The organism is Bacteroides sp. D20 (genome assembly GCF_003436255.1).
Lineage (GTDB): Bacteria > Bacteroidota > Bacteroidia > Bacteroidales > Bacteroidaceae > Bacteroides > Bacteroides uniformis.
The window spans coordinates 343,258-358,798 of the sequence record NZ_QSOO01000003.1 but is presented as its reverse complement, the minus strand read 5'-3'; the positions used below and the strand labels follow the sequence as shown (position 1 = coordinate 358,798).

Sequence of the window (15,541 nt, the reverse complement as noted above, 5' to 3'; positions counted from 1 at the left end):
GTACTCACCATCCGGGATTCTGCACAAGTACACTCTGTGAAAGGTTAATTTGATTATAAGGAATCTGGCTCAAGCCTTTGGTGGCTTTCACACGGTCGACCCGTATGGTTATTGCATCATCAGCGCCTCCACTCTTCACCTTGACACCATTCAAGGCGAGCTTCTCGGCTGCCACGTCTATACCTTGACGCAGGAGATCCCAATAATTAATGCTTTCAAAAGCAAATTCAAGACGACGTTCTTCCATAATAGCTTGTTGAGACACACTCTTAGCTTGATAGTTGGCCGATACTGTTCCGTTGTCATCAACCTGATAAGCACGCTTACGCACTTGGTCGAAATAAGTTTGCGCATTGGGGCTACCCAGTTCTGCGGCCATCAACAATACGTCGGCATAACGGATAATAACGTAGTCTTGGCGGTTCTGTGTCTGGAAGTCACCGCTACCATCCTGCTTACCGGCATGGCTTCCATCGGCATAGCAAAGGGGAGCATACTTCTTCACAGCATAGCCGGTATATTCACGCCAGTCATTAAAACTGGTGGTAAAGTCGGCCGAACCGGTGATTCCTTCCCCTACCAAATCAATGATAGAAGCCGAACGGCGGAGGTCACCAGTGGGAAACGCTTCCACAAAATCAGGATTTACCGTCAATGCGCCCCATCCCTTGCAATAGGGAGCAGCATTAAGCTGGCGCATACCCAACATCACCTGCCAACGGTTGGAGTCATTATTCCCGTTATAATCCTGAGTAGCGGTAAATTTCAACGCAAGAATGGTTTCCTTGTTTCCATCACCGGCATATGTACCCTTCAAAGTTTCATAGTCTCCTTTTTCGGCCACTTTTGCAGAAGAAGCCGGCCATAAATTCTTGAATTGCGGTACCAAACCATATTCTCCTGAAGCGATTACGTCTTCTACAGCAGCCAAAGCTTCGGCACGAGTCACCTCTACAGGTTCTTCACCGTAATATCCGGTATAGAAAAGATAGGCACGTGCCAGCAAAGCCTCGGCGGCATATTTTGTAATATGTCCGTCGTTCTTGGTATAGTCGGCCTTGGGATAAGCGTCACCGGGAATATTCTCGATAGCATATTTTAAGTCAGTAAATATGGCACTGAACACCTCTTTGGCAGGTGAAGGAGCGCGATTTTCGTTTACCGGTTCCAGAAAGAGTGGGATATTCCCCCATAAACGAACCATATCCAGATAAAGCAATGCACGCAACGTACGACATTCGCCCATATAGATACCACGTTTGCTATCCGATTCATTCCATACAATCTGCTCTTCATGAGCTATCAGCTCGTTGCAACGATAGACGCCCGCATAATAATTTTTCCAGTCACCTTCGTATAGGTTGAGGTCAGCCGGCGATTGGGAGATGTCAAAACGGTCAATGGCCTGATAGCCACGTCCATCGGCATTTCCGGTAGCGCCAAAACACTCGGCACTCATCACCTCGGAAGCTATATAAAACCCTACCATCATGGCTGATGAAGTCTGGCGCCAACCATCATAACAACCTATCAGAGCACGATAAGCATCTTTTTCAGTCTTATAGAATGTACCGGTTGAAGATTCAGTCTTCGACGTAACATCGAGAAAACTGTCGGTACACGAAGCCAGTCCCAAACTCAGGAGCAGGACACTTGCCATAAATATATTTTTGTTTTTCTTCATATCAGTCTATATTTTAAAATTTCAAGTTAACACCAAACAATACGGTACGGGGACGGGGGTAATAACCTAAATCAACGCCCGACACCCAACCTTGTCCGTTATCTCCTTCGGGACCATAACCTATTTCCGGATCCATGCCGTCATATTTGGTAAATGTGAACGCATTCTGTACCTGAGCATAGATACGACACTGACTGATGACCTTACATCTCAGTAGCTTGGCAAAGTCGTAGCCCAAAGTAATGTTACTGATTCGCAGGTAATCACCATCCTGCACATAGAGGTCTGAGAACTGCCAGTTGAGATTCTGGTCTGTGACACGAGGTATGCGATTGCTGGTTCCCTCTCCTGTCCAACGTCCTAAAATTGCAGTAGTATAATTGGCTTGCTTGGAGGTATGGTTACGATAGCTCTGGACAATCTGCTGTCCGAAAGCACCGTTGGCCACTACAGAGAAATCAAGTCCTTTCCAGTTGAAACCGAGATTGAAGCCCATAGTGAAATCAGGAATACCGTTACCAAGATCGGTCTTGTCAAGCTCGTTCACCCGTCCGTCATGGTTGATGTCCACAAACTTCACGTCACCTGGTTGTACGTCAGCTTGCAGCACACCGTTACCAGCCTTAATCCAATCCTCTATTTCTTGATTGTTTTGGAATATGCCTGCTGTCTTGAAACCATAGAAATAACCGATAGGCTTACCATTCTCGGCACGATAGAATTCAGGAGTATTGTCATACAACTGGTTGGTAGAGCCATGAATGATACCATCGTCGTTAGGAATCTCTCCGACCTTATTCTTATTGTAGGCACCGTTGATACCGATATTGTAACTAAAGTCTTTGCCTATTTGGTCATTCCAAGTAAGATTGAGTTCCACACCGGTGTTTTTCACTCCACCGCCATTAATATAAGGAGCACCTGCTCCGGCAGTAGCAAGAATAGGAGCCACCACGAGCCAGTCTTTAGTATCTTTAATGTAGAAATCGAAATTAACACCCAGGCGACTGTTGAGGAATCGGGCATCAAGACCGATATTGGTCTGCTGTGAAGTCTCCCACTTGATGTCAGCATTAGCCAGACGACTAGGGTAAGCTCCCCAGTTGGTTCCGAGCTGTGCCGCAGCATCCGAGTCGCCGTAACCGCTGCCGAAAAGATAGTGTGTATTGGTACTCTTGATAGGAGCCAGATATTGGAATGCGTCAATGTTGGCATTACCCACTTGTCCCCAGCTGGCACGTATTTTCAGGAAGTCGAGCCAGTTTTGCGTACTTTCCATGAATTTTTCGTTAGTAATGGTCCATCCTGCCGATACCGAAGGGAAGTAACCAAAACGGTTGCCTTTGGCAAAGTTGCTCGAACCGTCTGCACGCAAAGTAGCATTGACCATATAAGTTTCTTTCCAGTTCCAACCCAATCGGCCGAAATAGGACACCTTGCGGCTCTCGGTATGCGGATTGCCACTGACACCCAAGCCGTTGGTCGAATCGGAGGCCGTTCCGTTGCCCACAAAAGCATGCTCCCAATCATCAAAACCTTCTTTCAACATACCATTTTTAGCTTCGATATAAGTGCCCTCGTAACGATAGGCTTCCATACCCAGCAAGGCGTTGAACGAATGTTCTCCCATAGTCCAGTCATAAGAAGCCGTATTGGTCCATGTCATACCCAAAGAGTGATTGGCATTTTGAGATACGGTAGTACGTTCTTCATTATATATATATTGGCTGAACTTGTAGAGAGGCTTGAAACTACGGTATTCGCTGGAACCATAAACCACACCGAATACAGACTTTATCTTCAAATTCTTGACAGGCTGCAATTCAGCATAAACATTACCGGAAAAAGTAGCCGTTTTGTTCTCATTGTTGCTGTCGGTCATCATTAAACCATAAGGGTTTCCATCACCTTTATTCCAGTCACTGGTACTGGTGTCATTGTAAGGCGAATCATAAAGATTATTATCGCTATAGACAGGAGCGATAGGCGATGTTCCGAATGCACCGCGTAAGGTATTATTATATTGGTTGCCTACACTGATACCGTTATTCATCTTATATACAAAACTCACCTGCTCGCCCACTTTCAAAATATCCTTGAAAAGTTTGTGCTCGCTGTTCACACGGAAATTGTAACGCGAATAGTTAGACACATCCGAACCGCCGACAATACCTTCCTGACTCATATATCCTAACGAAAGGGCATAAGTGGAAGTTGCGCTTCCACCAGTGACACCCAGCGTATAGCTCTCCGTTGTGGCATTATCTTTGAACATAGTATCTACCCAATCCGTATCATACACATTGCCATTGGCATCGTAAATAGACTGGTATTGGCTCCAATCGTAAGCCGAAAGTCCGCTATTCAAAGCCTGCTCATCCATAATGGCCATATACTCTTTTGCATTCAGCATATTGGCCTTACGAGCTACATTCTGTATTCCATAATAAGCATCGAAACTAATCTGCGCTTTACCTTCGCGCCCTTGCTTGGTAGTAATAAGCACTACACCATTAGCACCGGCCGAACCGTAGATAGCCGCACTAGCCGCATCTTTCAGTACATCTATACTTTCAATATCGGCAGGATTCAAAGTAGAAATATCACCACCCACACCATCAATCAGATAAAGAGGAGCACTATTTCCCACGGTACCAAGACCACGGATACTCACTTTCATGTCAGCACCCGGTTGACCGGAAGTCGAAGCAATACTTACACCCGGTGTCTGTCCCTGCATAGCCTGCAAGGGATTGGTTGTATTCATCTTGGCTATTTCGTCACCCTTCACCTGAACAGTGGCACCCGTCACCAATTTCTTCTTCTGGACACCATAGCCCACTACAACCACTTCATCCAACATTTCCGTGTCCTCCTTCAGCACCACATTGATGACGGAAGAAGTACCTACCTTGATTTCCTGTGATTGATAACCGATGTAAGAAAACACCAGTGTCTGTCCTTGTTGGGCACTTACCGAATACCGGCCATCAATGTCGGTAATTCCACCCGTAGCGGTTTCTCTCACCTGCACGCTGACACCTATCAACGGCTCACTATCCGTAGCCGATGTCACAACACCCGAAATGGTCTTGTTTTGAGAAGGATTAGCCTGCAGGCTACTGATTGCAGGTACAAGAAACAAAAGTACCAATGCAACACGGCATAAACGCAGATTTATGCACTTTTCCAAGAATGTTTTTCTCATTGTACATTATTTAATGGTTAATATCAAAGATTCATTGTGTTCTTCAATTAATACCAAAGAACTCGGATGCAAATGTATGGAGGAACAAGAAAAGAATGTCGAGAAATTGTTACGAAGAGTATATGATTTCGTTAATCAAGGCTTCTAAAATGTTACTAAAAAAGGTATAATTTGTTTTCCGTCCCTTCTCTAAGCCTTTTGAAGAGGGGCTATTCTTCCCATTCCCCTCAATACCGGAATTGGTTTCACCTCACTTTTCCATCCCCAATATACTTTCTCCGGAGTACAAAGAACCATTTCTTTCTAAAAACGTTCTCAAGGAAGAACAACCTAAAGCTTAACAGATAATGAAAAAATTAGTAGTATTTGCAGTACTTGCCGCAATCGTGGCAAGCTGCGCCGATGACAATCCGCCCCAGATAGAAAAAAGCAGTGAGTTGGTATCACCACGACTTTTGATGGACGTGTCCACAGAAAGCGGACAAAGCCCGCTGACCGGCATACTGACCATCATGCCCTGCAAGGCGGGCACCTCTATTTATTATGGAAACTACATAAACCGGAAGCTGACACCTTTTTACGGTTACTACCAAGTTAAAGACGGAGCTTTCTATAACGATGGCGTCAATCGAGAGTTATCCTTACCCGCAGGTCTCTATAACATGATTTATTGGGGAACCCCTAAATACGAGGAGCCGATTTATGCACATCCTCTCATGAGGGACCCGGTCTACATCTTAGGCGAAGACATGTCCCGGCAACACTTCTCCCTATTCAAAATGGAAGCGGACACAACCTATTATCCGGTATTCGACCTGGTACACGCCGTCCAGCCTGCCAACATTGGAAGTGAGGACCTGAAAGCATCCCTCAAACGGGTAGTGACCGGACTGAAAGTAATCATCAAGGACAAGAACAACGGCATCCTCAGTTCGAGCATCGACAGCATGGTGGTGCGCATCACCAATATTGCTGGAGAACTGAATTTCTACACCGCCGCTCCTCAAGGAAGCCCACGCACAGTAGCCTTCCCTCTGGTCCGTTCCGTCGACGGTACACAAATGAGCAACGCCACCGTCATGCTCTTCCCTTCTTTCGGGAAACCGGAATTCCAGATGAGCATCATACTGAAAAATGGAAACGTGAAAAGTTTCAAGCAAACATTGAACGGACCTTTGGAAGCAAACTCCAAACTGACCCTGACCCTCACTCTGGGAGACATCTTTTCCGAAGAATCATCCGGAGAATTCACCCTTGACAACTGGAACGAGGAAAGCCAGACAATCGATGTCCCTTCATTGGATTGAGCTTGCAGCATCAAGGAAAGATAGAACGGTGCGCGTCCATCTTATAAAAAGGCAACGTGAACCAGAAAGTGGAGCCCTTGCTCAACTGTGACTCCACCCCTATCTCTCCTTTCAGTTCCTTCACAATGTTTTGCGAAATGGCCAGTCCCAGTCCGGTACCTTGCTTAAAGGAATCCAGCTTCACAAAGCGGTTAAAAATCCCCTGCGCATTCTCAGATGATATCCCCGTCCCGGTATCGGTGACATAAAAACGGATATAGCTATTTTCGGGCATTCCGTAACCAATGGTAATGCTACCGGCAGCAGTAAACTTCAGCGCATTACTGATGAAGTTATTGAATACCTGAGTAATTCTGCGCTGATCGGTATACAGCAGCAAACCGGGCAATGGCGTAACCGTGACCAGACGCACGTCTTTATTGGTCAGCCTGATACTTGTAGCCTGCTCTATCTCGGACACCATTTTATTGATATCCACGTTAGCATAGACATACTCCAATGTACCGGCTTCTATCTTCGACAAATCCAGAATGTCATTGATGAGCTGCAACAGCAGTTCATTATTCCGCTCTATAATATCGAGATACTCCACCCGTTCTTCCTCAGACACTTCCGTGGTCAAAATACTCGAAAAACCAACTATTGCATTGAGCGGAGTACGTATCTCATGACTCATATTGGCCAGGAAAGCCGATTTTATCCGGTTGGACTCCTCAGCCTCCTCTTTGGCCAGACGTAGCTTGCGCTCCATGATTTTCAAATCAGTAATGTCCCAAGCAGTATAAACAATCCACTTGCGACCATCAGAAAGCTTTATAAAATTATTGTTCTGGAAGATAAACCGCTCCTCGTTCTTCTTGGTAAAAAAACGTCGTATACCTTCTTGTGGAATCCCCGTCTTGACCAACTCTTCATCCTCCTTCCTAATTAAAGCCGCAGCCTCTGGCATTGTTTCAAAATCCGTCTTGCCTATAGCCTCTCTGGCCGAACATTCAAAGAGTTCCTCTGCCTTTTTATTCCAAAAAGTATAGCGCATCCCATCATTCACATCCTTCACTTTTGCCGCAATGGGAAGATTATCAAGAATGCCTTCCAACAGTTGCAGATACCTCTCCCGGTCCCTTTCCCTCAATTTCTTCATCCGCCTCTGCATGAAGAAAAAGAAGAGGCACAGCACCAATGTACCTAAAAGAATGGAAATATAGACCATCTCTCTTTGAACAAACCCGTCGGGAATATCAAGCCTTTCCTGCAAGGTGAAAGCAGTATCGAAAAGTTCGGGGCTTTCAGCCATTTTGTCAGCCAATGCCGGATGAACAAAGATTATACAAAAAGAGAAGAATATCGTCAGTAACCGAATACTTCCGAGAGGTAAAAAAAGAGGAACATGTTTTGTCATAATTGGCAAACATTTAATAATTAAATAGTTAGATAAGATTCCAGCTACTGCAAATTTAGAAAAAAATAAATGCGAAAACAGTATCTACGAAATAAATTTGCATTTTACACCCATTATTTTGTATTTAATGCCGAGAAGAGAATATTTTGAGAATAACCCAATACAAAAGGATGATACAGCACAATCAGCTAATGCCTATATGAGCTTATCAGGAAGGAATCGTCGCTTTTCAAAACATGAGATTAAAACCTTTTTTACGTCCAGTATTGTATTTCTCAATCTCTGACGCAAATGATTTTTTCAGCTGCGCTGCCATAAAGTCCAAGAAAGGCTGACTGTTCTCATCTTCTTGCGACTGCCGCAAAGAAAGAATATAGTCGCCCCTATCTTCTTTAAAGATTTTCGTCGGAAAAAGATGATGGCAGAACTGGATATAGTTCATCAACAAACGAGCCGTTCTCCCATTGCCATCTACCCACGGATGAACGGTTACCAAATTGAGATGAGCATTGAAACTCAATTCATATCGTTCCCGAAATGTTTCCATATTCTTTTGCTTTTCTCTCAATATAGAACAAAGTTCTTCTACTTTAGCGGGAACTTTAGGATAGCTCATATAAGAACACCCGCCCACCCCAGCAGTAACGCCGCACAAACGAAATTCACCTTTAGAAGAATCAAAAGAACCGCCCATTACATTATATACACTCCCAGTAGTACGCATTAGAGCAGCATTCAATTTTTGTAAGAAAACAGGCGTAATTTCCGCATTTTGTGCACTTTCTTCTTTGGCGAGTTCGTATGCCTTCTTCAAATCCTCATTCATCAGATGATAGACCAACGGCTTTCCTTTAGCTGTTACCCCCTCATCAAAAAGCAACTGGGTATCCAATTCGGTAAGTGTAGAGCCCTCAATAGCAGTAGAATGGGTAATAAGCGAATAGAGGTAGTACTTTTCATAGTCTACCGACTGACTGATACCAAGCCTCACAAATTCTTGATTCAGTACTTCTATCTCTTGCCAGATATCTGTTCCCATGAGCAAAGGGCATAAAAGATAAGTATAAAAAGAAAGCGGGAAAAGCATTAAAACTTTCCCCGCTTCTTTATTTCGTACCCAGACCCGGGGTCGAACCGGGATGGAAGTGAATCCACTGGTGTTTGAGACCAGCGCGTCTACCGATTCCGCCATCTGGGCATGTTTGACTTCTCAAATGCGGTGCAAAGATACAGCTTTTTTCTAAACCTGCAATACTTTTCCTAAAAAAAGGCGAAAAAAACGATAAAACCTGCTTGAATCATTCCTTGTTTGTAAAATATGCAGTACATTAGCAGAAACTTTTAAAATCAATAGCATGGTAACCAATAAGGATAATTTCTGTGTAATTATGGGCGGAGGAATCGGCAGCCGTTTCTGGCCATTCAGCCGCAAGACACTTCCAAAACAGTTTCTGGATTTCTTCGGTACAGGACGTTCCTTGCTGCAGCAAACCTTCGACCGCTTCAAGCAGGTAATCCCCATGGAAAATATACTTATCGTAACAAATGACTTGTATGCCGACCTTGTAAAAGAACAGCTTCCCGAACTTAAACCCGAACAGATTCTACTGGAGCCGACACGCAGGAATACAGCCCCCTGCATTGCGTGGGCTTCCTATCATATCTGCGCCTTGAATCCGAACGCCAATATAGTGGTAGCTCCTTCGGACCACTTAATCCTGAAGGAAGGCGAATTTCTGGCAGCTATCGAAAAAGGGCTGGACTTCGTTTCCCAATCGGACAATCTGCTGACACTCGGCATCAAGCCCAACCGTCCGGAAACCGGATATGGCTATATACAAATAGCCGAAGCCGCCGGTGATAATTTCTACAAGGTAAAAACCTTCACTGAAAAGCCCGAACTGGAACTGGCAAAAGTATTCGTGGAAAGTGGAGAATTCTATTGGAACTCTGGTCTGTTCATGTGGAACGTAAATACCATCATCAAGGCAAACGAAGCCCTGCTGCCCGAGCTGACTTCCAAACTGGCCCCCGGCAAAGATGTGTATGGAACAGTCCAAGAGAAACAATTCATTGATGAGAACTTCCCTGCTTGCCCCAATGTCTCCATAGACTTCGGCATCATGGAAAAGGCAGACAATGTATATGTGTCATTAGGCGATTTCGGCTGGTCTGATTTAGGAACCTGGGGGTCTTTGTATGATTTGTCTCCCAAAGATGAAGCAGGCAATGTAGCCTTAAAATGTAAATCCCTCATCTATAATAGCAAAGACAATATCGTGGTGCTGCCCGACAACAAACTTGCAGTTATCGACGGTTTGGAAGGTTATCTCATAGCCGAGTCGGACAATGTATTACTGATTTGCAAGAAAGATGAAGAACATACCATCCGCAAATATGTGAATGATGCCCAGATAAAACTGGGAGAGGAATACATTTAAATTAAAAATTAAAGGATAGGTGCCGAAGGCAAAAAAATAGCGGGAGCTGGATGAAGTCCAACTCCCGCTTCCGTTTATTTAGGGGAGGAAAATAAACCGATTAAAGCACTGCACGGATAGCTTCTGCCACAGCCTTGAATTCTTCGTCCGTCAGTTTCAGTTTGGGATTGGAGAAAAGCATATCTTTTTCGTTCTGCATAGGAATCAAATGTATGTGCGCATGAGGCACTTCCAGCCCCAATACCGCTTCTCCTACCTTTCTACACGGAAAGGCCTTGCCGATGGCAAGTGCCACTCTCTTGGCGAAAACATGCATCGCCGCCAAATCCTCATCGTTCAAATCGAAGATATAATCCACTTCCTGCTTGGGAATGACTAATGTATGACCTTTTACCAACGGATTGATGTCAAGGAACGCAAAGAATCTGTCATCCTCCGCCACCTTGTAGCAAGGTATTTCACCTGCGATAATTCTACTGAATATTGTTGCCATAGCTATAAATTATAAAATAAGGCAAGCCCGTATGCGGACCTGCCTTCCTTTAAAAGGATATGTTCACTACTTCCAGGTTAATCATGCCCTGCGGAACTTTAATTTCTGCGATGTCACCTACTTTCTTGCCAAGCAGACCTTGTGCAATCGGAGTATTGACGGAAATCTTTCCTTCCTTCAGATTGGCTTCACTTTCGGAAACGATAGTATAAACCATCTTCATGCCATTCTTCACGTTCTTAAGCTCTACCTTATTGAGAATCTGTACAGAATCGGTTTTCAACTTCGACTCATCAATAATCTTAGCGTCGGCAATGGTCAGCTTCAAGTTGTTAATTTTCATCTCAAGCATACCTTGAGCTTCCTTAGCAGCGTCATACTCTGCATTTTCCGACAAATCACCTTTGTCACGCGCTTCGGCAATGGCAGCCGATATTTTGGGACGTTCCACCGTCTCCAGGTGTTTCAATTCGGCCATCAATTTCTTGTAGCCGTCTTCTGACATATAAGCCATACTTTTTCCTCCTTAAATGTTATGTTAGTTTTTAATGGTACTATAAACAAAAAAGAATTCCAACATGGTCAGCATGCTGGAACCCTCTTTCCGATTTTCCTTTGCAAAGATAGCCTTTTATACAATGCGTGTCAAGCATAAAAGGCTGCTTTGTAACATATTTAAACGAAAACTTCTTATTTATAACATGTTACAGCAATGCTTTCACTGCCGCCTCCAGGTCTTTAATGCTCTCTCCACGGGCACTCAACTCATTGTTCTTGTTGACCAGGAACACAGAAGGCACATTCTTCACATTATAAGAAGCCGCTATAGACGAATAAATTCCATTGCCGTCGCGCACACAAATCCAAGGTAGATTGTCGGCAGTTGTTTTCCAATAGTGCTCGTCTGCATCCAGAGAAACCTGATAGATTTCCAATCCCTGGGCGGCATACTTGTCGTACAAGTCGCGCAACATATAATTATGTGTAGCAGAAACGGCACTCTGATAAACAGTGAAGTCCACAATAACAGCCTTGCCCTTCAGTTCGCTCAACTTACGTGTATTGCCCTTCATGTCACGCAGGTTAATGTCGATAATGCCGGTTTCGGAAATTGCCTCTTCGGGGATTTCCACCACCTTCTGCTGCGGAGTACGGGTATTCTTCATTCCCTTTATCACAATATTGTAGAGGTTCTTGGAGCGGTCGGCATCCGGATAATAATTGTTTAGGCTGGTTGCCACGGCTGCAAAACACTTAATGTCTTCCTTATTGTTCAGAGGGTCGAAAATCAAATAATTATTCAACTTCTGGAACAAGGCGAAATAGGCAGCAGCCGTATTGGGAGCGGCAAAAATATAGCTGATTTTCACTTCATCCTTATAGTTCTTCAATAAAGAGGCAAGGCTGTCCTCAAAAACATCGGCACCTATCTTATGTGCCTGCACCGACTGCAGCAATGCATTCACATTATCCTGAAGCTTCATCTGCTTCAGCGTCAAGTCCTTTATCTTCGAGCTATTCGGAGAACCTTCCACTGTATAGGCAGTGGCGAAATCGGTATAAGGTGCCTTTACCAAAACCGTTTCCGTCGAATCTACCGAGAAATTAATAACCTTGTCGTCTACCCGCAGACGGTAAAATTCCGGAGACACCGGACGTACCTGCTTGAAGTGGAAAGAGCCATCCCCTTCCAGCTTTACAGAATCCAAAGGAACAATACCTTCCAATGCCGAGGCTTCCAAATAAAGCATCTTGCCGTCGGCACCAGACACTTCACCCTCTACTTTGAATTTCGGTTCGGAATTACATGCACCCAATGCTATTGCAGCAAGTGCCATAAAAAAGATTTTCTTCATATCGTATCTTCAGTTTTGTTTTGCAAACGTGCCTGCAAATATACTTCTTTTCAAGTTCAGTCAAAGCATTTTCCCTCGTTCTTCCATATAGAAAACTGCAAAAAACAACTAAATACAAACTTTTTATCTCATTCCCACCATTTTACATGAATAAATTATGTATCTTTGCACGAATTTTGAAAGAAAATTAGATATAAAACATTTTTTATGATTAACCCAATTGTTAAGACGATCGAGCTTCCTGATGGCAGAACCATCACGCTCGAAACGGGAAAGCTGGCAAAACAGGCAGACGGTTCTGTAATGCTTCGTATGGGCAACACCATGCTTTTAGCTACTGTTTGTGCCGCCAAGGACGCAGTTCCCGGAACAGATTTCATGCCATTACAGGTAGAGTACAAAGAAAAATTCTCCGCATTCGGACGTTTCCCCGGCGGTTTCACAAAGCGCGAAGGACGCGCTTCTGACTACGAAATCCTCACTTGCCGCCTCGTTGACCGTGCTCTCCGCCCCTTATTCCCTGATAATTTCCATGCAGAGGTATACGTAAACATCATTCTTTTCTCAGCAGACGGCGTAGATATGCCCGACGCTCTGGCCGGACTCGCAGCTTCTGCCGCACTTGCAGTTTCAGATATCCCCTTCAACGGACCTATTTCCGAAGTACGCGTAGCACGCATCAACGGACAATTCGTCATCAACCCTACCTTCGAACAACTAGAACAAGCCGATATGGACTTGATGGTGGGCGCCACTTATGAAAACATCATGATGGTGGAAGGCGAAATGGACGAGGTTTCCGAGCAGGACTTGCTGGAAGCGATGAAGGCCGCACACGAAGCCATTAAGATTCAGTGCAAGGCACAGATGGAACTGGCAGAAGAAGTAGGCTCTACCGTGAAACGCGAATATTGCCACGAAGTGAACGACGAAGAACTCCGTAAGGCCGTTCACAACGCTTGCTACGACAAGGCTTATGCCATTGCCGCTTCCGGAAACAAGAACAAGCACGAACGCATGGATGCTTTCGATGCCATCCGCGAAGAATTCAAGGCACAGTTCTCCGAAGAAGAACTGGAAGAAAAGGCAGCCCTCATCGACCGTTACTATCACGATGTGGAAAAAGAGGCGATGCGCCGTTCCATTCTGGACGAAGGCAAGCGCCTTGACGGACGTAAGACGACCGAAATCCGTCCTATCTGGTGTGAGACCAGCTACCTGCCCGGCCCTCACGGTTCCGCTATCTTTACACGTGGCGAAACACAGTCTTTGTCTACTGTGACTTTAGGCACCAAGTTGGACGAGAAGATTATCGACGACGTATTGGAACACGGAAAAGAACGTTTCCTTCTGCACTACAACTTCCCTCCGTTCTCTACGGGCGAAGCCAAGGCACAGCGCGGTGTAGGCCGTCGTGAAATCGGCCACGGCCATCTGGCATGGCGTGCATTGAAGGGTCAGATTCCTGTAAACTATCCGTATGTAGTACGCGTGGTATCCGATATCCTCGAATCAAACGGTTCTTCTTCCATGGCTACCGTATGTGCCGGAACTCTGGCATTGATGGATGCAGGTGTGAAAATCAAGAAACCGGTATCAGGTATCGCCATGGGATTGATTAAGAATGCAGGCGAAGACAAATATGCCGTATTGTCCGACATCCTCGGTGATGAGGACCACTTGGGCGACATGGACTTCAAAGTGACCGGAACAAAAGACGGTATCACCGCCACTCAGATGGACATCAAAGTGGACGGTCTGTCATACGAAATCCTCGAAAAGGCATTGCTGCAGGCTAAAGAAGGCCGCGAATATATCTTGGGCAAAATCACCGAGTGCATTGCCGAGCCTCGCGAAGACCTGAAACCTCACGCTCCGCGTATCGAGACAATGACCATTCCCAAGGAATTCATCGGTGCTGTCATCGGCCCTGGTGGAAAGATTATCCAAGGTATGCAGGAAGAAACCGGTGCTACCATTACTATTGAAGAAGTGGACAACATCGGTAGAATCGAAATCGCCGGTACCAACAAGAAGAGCATCGATGATGCTATGCGTATCATCAAAGGGATTGTAGCTGTCCCCGAAGTAGGCGAAGTCTACAAAGGCAAGGTACGCTCCATTATGCCTTACGGTGCATTCGTTGAATTCCTGCCGGGTAAGGACGGCTTGCTCCATATCTCCGAAATCGACTGGAAACGTCTGGAAACAGTAGAAGAAGCCGGTATCAAGGAAGGTGATGAAATTGACGTAAAACTTCTCGACATCGACCCGAAGACCGGAAAATTTAAGCTGTCACGCAAAGTATTGCTTCCGAGGCCGGAAAGACAAGAAAGACCGGAAAAGAAATAAGAAATCTCTTATTCTTTAAGTATATAAAGCCTGGTGGAACCCCATCAGGCTTTCTTTTTGTCAATACTGCCAGAAATGGCTCTGAAAAAACAAGGCATAATGCTTGCATATTCCAAAAAGATTATGTTTTTTTGCTATGTAAAGCCTTATATTCCATAAAGAACCTCAATTAATGTCCGGTTTAAGGAGCCTACATACTATGAATCTTTTCTCACGCTTTTTCCAGGAAAACCAAGAAAAGTTTCTGGCTTTTGCTTATTCTTATCTCAGGGATAAAGCAGAAGCGGAAGACGTTGTGATGGAATCCATGATTGCCTTATGGGAAAACCGAGACCGCTGGGAAGAAAACAGTAACCTGCATGCCCTGCTGCTGACCATCATAAAGAACAAAGCCCTGCACGTACTCGAGCACAAGCAGGTGCGTCTGCGAGCGGAAGAAACCATCAGCAGCCACAACCTGCGCGAACTGGACTTACGCATCTCCACCTTGAAAGCCTGCGAACCGGACCAGATATTCAACACGGAAATACAGCATATCGTAAATAAGACCTTACAGGAAATGCCCGAGCAAAGCCGGAAGATATTCATGTTGAGCCGATACCAGAACCTGGCAAACAAGCAGATTGCCGATAGTCTGGACATATCACTTAAAACCGTAGAGGCACACATCACCAAAGTACTGCGGATTCTCCGGCTGAGACTGAAAGATTATCTTGTTACCATACTCATAATATTAATATCCTAAAAAATGCTTCTACGGAATAGGGTTACCGCCCACTTTCCGGTTATATATACAAAAGG

The 15,541-nt window shown here is 45.0% G+C and carries 11 protein-coding genes and 1 tRNA gene; 4 read left to right on the top strand and 8 right to left on the bottom strand.

Going from position 1 to position 15,541, the window contains the following annotated elements; genetic code table 11:
- Nucleotides 1–4: 4 nt before the first annotated feature.
- Together DXD78_RS04855 and DXD78_RS04850 are read right to left on the bottom strand one after the other, a co-directional pair.
- The gene (locus DXD78_RS04855; protein WP_009037356.1) at nucleotides 5–1,684 is read right to left on the bottom strand and encodes a RagB/SusD family nutrient uptake outer membrane protein; all 1,680 of its coding nucleotides are present in this window, start codon (nucleotides 1,682–1,684) and stop codon (nucleotides 5–7) included.
- 13 nt (nucleotides 1,685–1,697) lie between these two features.
- Entirely contained in the window at nucleotides 1,698–4,892 is a 3,195-nt protein-coding gene (locus DXD78_RS04850) for a TonB-dependent receptor (protein ID WP_009037357.1), read from the bottom strand.
- Between the two features lie 347 nt (nucleotides 4,893–5,239).
- Here DXD78_RS04850 and DXD78_RS04845 point away from each other — a divergent pair, with 347 nt between their 5' ends.
- Nucleotides 5,240–6,199, top strand: coding sequence for a FimB/Mfa2 family fimbrial subunit (locus DXD78_RS04845; protein WP_005833650.1), 960 nt, complete (start codon nucleotides 5,240–5,242; stop codon nucleotides 6,197–6,199).
- A 10-nt stretch (nucleotides 6,200–6,209) separates the two neighbouring features.
- Here DXD78_RS04845 and DXD78_RS04840 read toward each other — a convergent pair whose 3' ends face one another.
- The 3 genes from DXD78_RS04840 to DXD78_RS04830 form a co-directional block, all read right to left on the bottom strand.
- Nucleotides 6,210–7,598 (bottom strand): PAS domain-containing protein, encoded by a 1,389-nt coding sequence (locus tag DXD78_RS04840; RefSeq protein ID WP_117652550.1) that lies wholly within the window; start codon nucleotides 7,596–7,598, stop codon nucleotides 6,210–6,212.
- A 229-nt stretch (nucleotides 7,599–7,827) separates the two neighbouring features.
- A complete protein-coding gene (locus DXD78_RS04835; RefSeq protein ID WP_034525383.1) occupies nucleotides 7,828–8,637 on the bottom strand; it encodes a Fic family protein in 810 nt (269 codons plus the stop codon).
- 75 nt (nucleotides 8,638–8,712) lie between these two features.
- Nucleotides 8,713–8,796, bottom strand: a tRNA-Leu gene (locus DXD78_RS04830).
- A gap of 157 nt (nucleotides 8,797–8,953) precedes the next feature.
- On the opposite strand from DXD78_RS04830, the gene DXD78_RS04825 reads away from it, so the two are divergent.
- Entirely contained in the window at nucleotides 8,954–10,039 is a 1,086-nt protein-coding gene (locus DXD78_RS04825) for a mannose-1-phosphate guanylyltransferase (RefSeq protein ID WP_008661978.1), read from the top strand.
- Between the two features lie 100 nt (nucleotides 10,040–10,139).
- Here the strand turns inward: DXD78_RS04825 and DXD78_RS04820 are convergent, their stop codons facing one another.
- The 3 genes from DXD78_RS04820 to DXD78_RS04810 all read right to left on the bottom strand — a co-directional run bounded on the left by DXD78_RS04820 (nucleotide 10,140) and on the right by DXD78_RS04810 (nucleotide 12,388).
- Nucleotides 10,140–10,532 carry an HIT family protein gene (locus DXD78_RS04820; protein ID WP_005824396.1) on the bottom strand — a complete coding sequence of 131 codons (393 nt, stop codon included), beginning with the start codon at nucleotides 10,530–10,532 and terminating at the stop codon, nucleotides 10,140–10,142.
- A gap of 49 nt (nucleotides 10,533–10,581) precedes the next feature.
- On the bottom strand, nucleotides 10,582–11,046 hold the full coding sequence (greA, locus tag DXD78_RS04815) for a transcription elongation factor GreA (protein ID WP_005824394.1): 465 nt from the start codon (nucleotides 11,044–11,046) through the stop codon (nucleotides 10,582–10,584).
- A gap of 190 nt (nucleotides 11,047–11,236) precedes the next feature.
- The gene (locus tag DXD78_RS04810; protein ID WP_005824390.1) at nucleotides 11,237–12,388 is read right to left on the bottom strand and encodes a thioredoxin-like domain-containing protein; all 1,152 of its coding nucleotides are present in this window, start codon (nucleotides 12,386–12,388) and stop codon (nucleotides 11,237–11,239) included.
- A gap of 207 nt (nucleotides 12,389–12,595) precedes the next feature.
- On the opposite strand from DXD78_RS04810, the gene pnp reads away from it, so the two are divergent.
- A complete protein-coding gene (gene pnp / locus DXD78_RS04805) occupies nucleotides 12,596–14,740 on the top strand; it encodes a polyribonucleotide nucleotidyltransferase (RefSeq protein ID WP_009037364.1) in 2,145 nt (714 codons plus the stop codon).
- A 172-nt stretch (nucleotides 14,741–14,912) separates the two neighbouring features.
- Nucleotides 14,913–15,485: an RNA polymerase sigma-70 factor gene (locus tag DXD78_RS04800; RefSeq protein WP_005833682.1), complete on the top strand. Its 573-nt coding sequence runs from the start codon at nucleotides 14,913–14,915 to the stop codon at nucleotides 15,483–15,485.
- Nucleotides 15,486–15,541 lie beyond the last annotated feature (56 nt).

Bases quoted from the DNA above. Each gene is read 5' to 3' on its own strand.
- DXD78_RS04855 (WP_009037356.1), bottom strand. From the start codon at position 1,684: ATGAAGAAAAACAAAAATATATTTATGGCAAGTGTCCTGCTCCTGAGT.
- DXD78_RS04850 (WP_009037357.1), bottom strand. From the start codon at position 4,892: ATGAGAAAAACATTCTTGGAAAAGTGCATAAATCTGCGTTTATGCCGT.
- DXD78_RS04845 (WP_005833650.1), top strand. From the start codon at position 5,240: ATGAAAAAATTAGTAGTATTTGCAGTACTTGCCGCAATCGTGGCAAGC.
- DXD78_RS04840 (WP_117652550.1), bottom strand. From the start codon at position 7,598: ATGACAAAACATGTTCCTCTTTTTTTACCTCTCGGAAGTATTCGGTTA.
- DXD78_RS04835 (WP_034525383.1), bottom strand. From the start codon at position 8,637: ATGGGAACAGATATCTGGCAAGAGATAGAAGTACTGAATCAAGAATTT.
- DXD78_RS04825 (WP_008661978.1), top strand. From the start codon at position 8,954: ATGGTAACCAATAAGGATAATTTCTGTGTAATTATGGGCGGAGGAATC.
- DXD78_RS04820 (WP_005824396.1), bottom strand. From the start codon at position 10,532: ATGGCAACAATATTCAGTAGAATTATCGCAGGTGAAATACCTTGCTAC.
- greA (WP_005824394.1), bottom strand. From the start codon at position 11,046: ATGGCTTATATGTCAGAAGACGGCTACAAGAAATTGATGGCCGAATTG.
- DXD78_RS04810 (WP_005824390.1), bottom strand. From the start codon at position 12,388: ATGAAGAAAATCTTTTTTATGGCACTTGCTGCAATAGCATTGGGTGCA.
- pnp (WP_009037364.1), top strand. From the start codon at position 12,596: ATGATTAACCCAATTGTTAAGACGATCGAGCTTCCTGATGGCAGAACC.
- DXD78_RS04800 (WP_005833682.1), top strand. From the start codon at position 14,913: ATGTCCGGTTTAAGGAGCCTACATACTATGAATCTTTTCTCACGCTTT.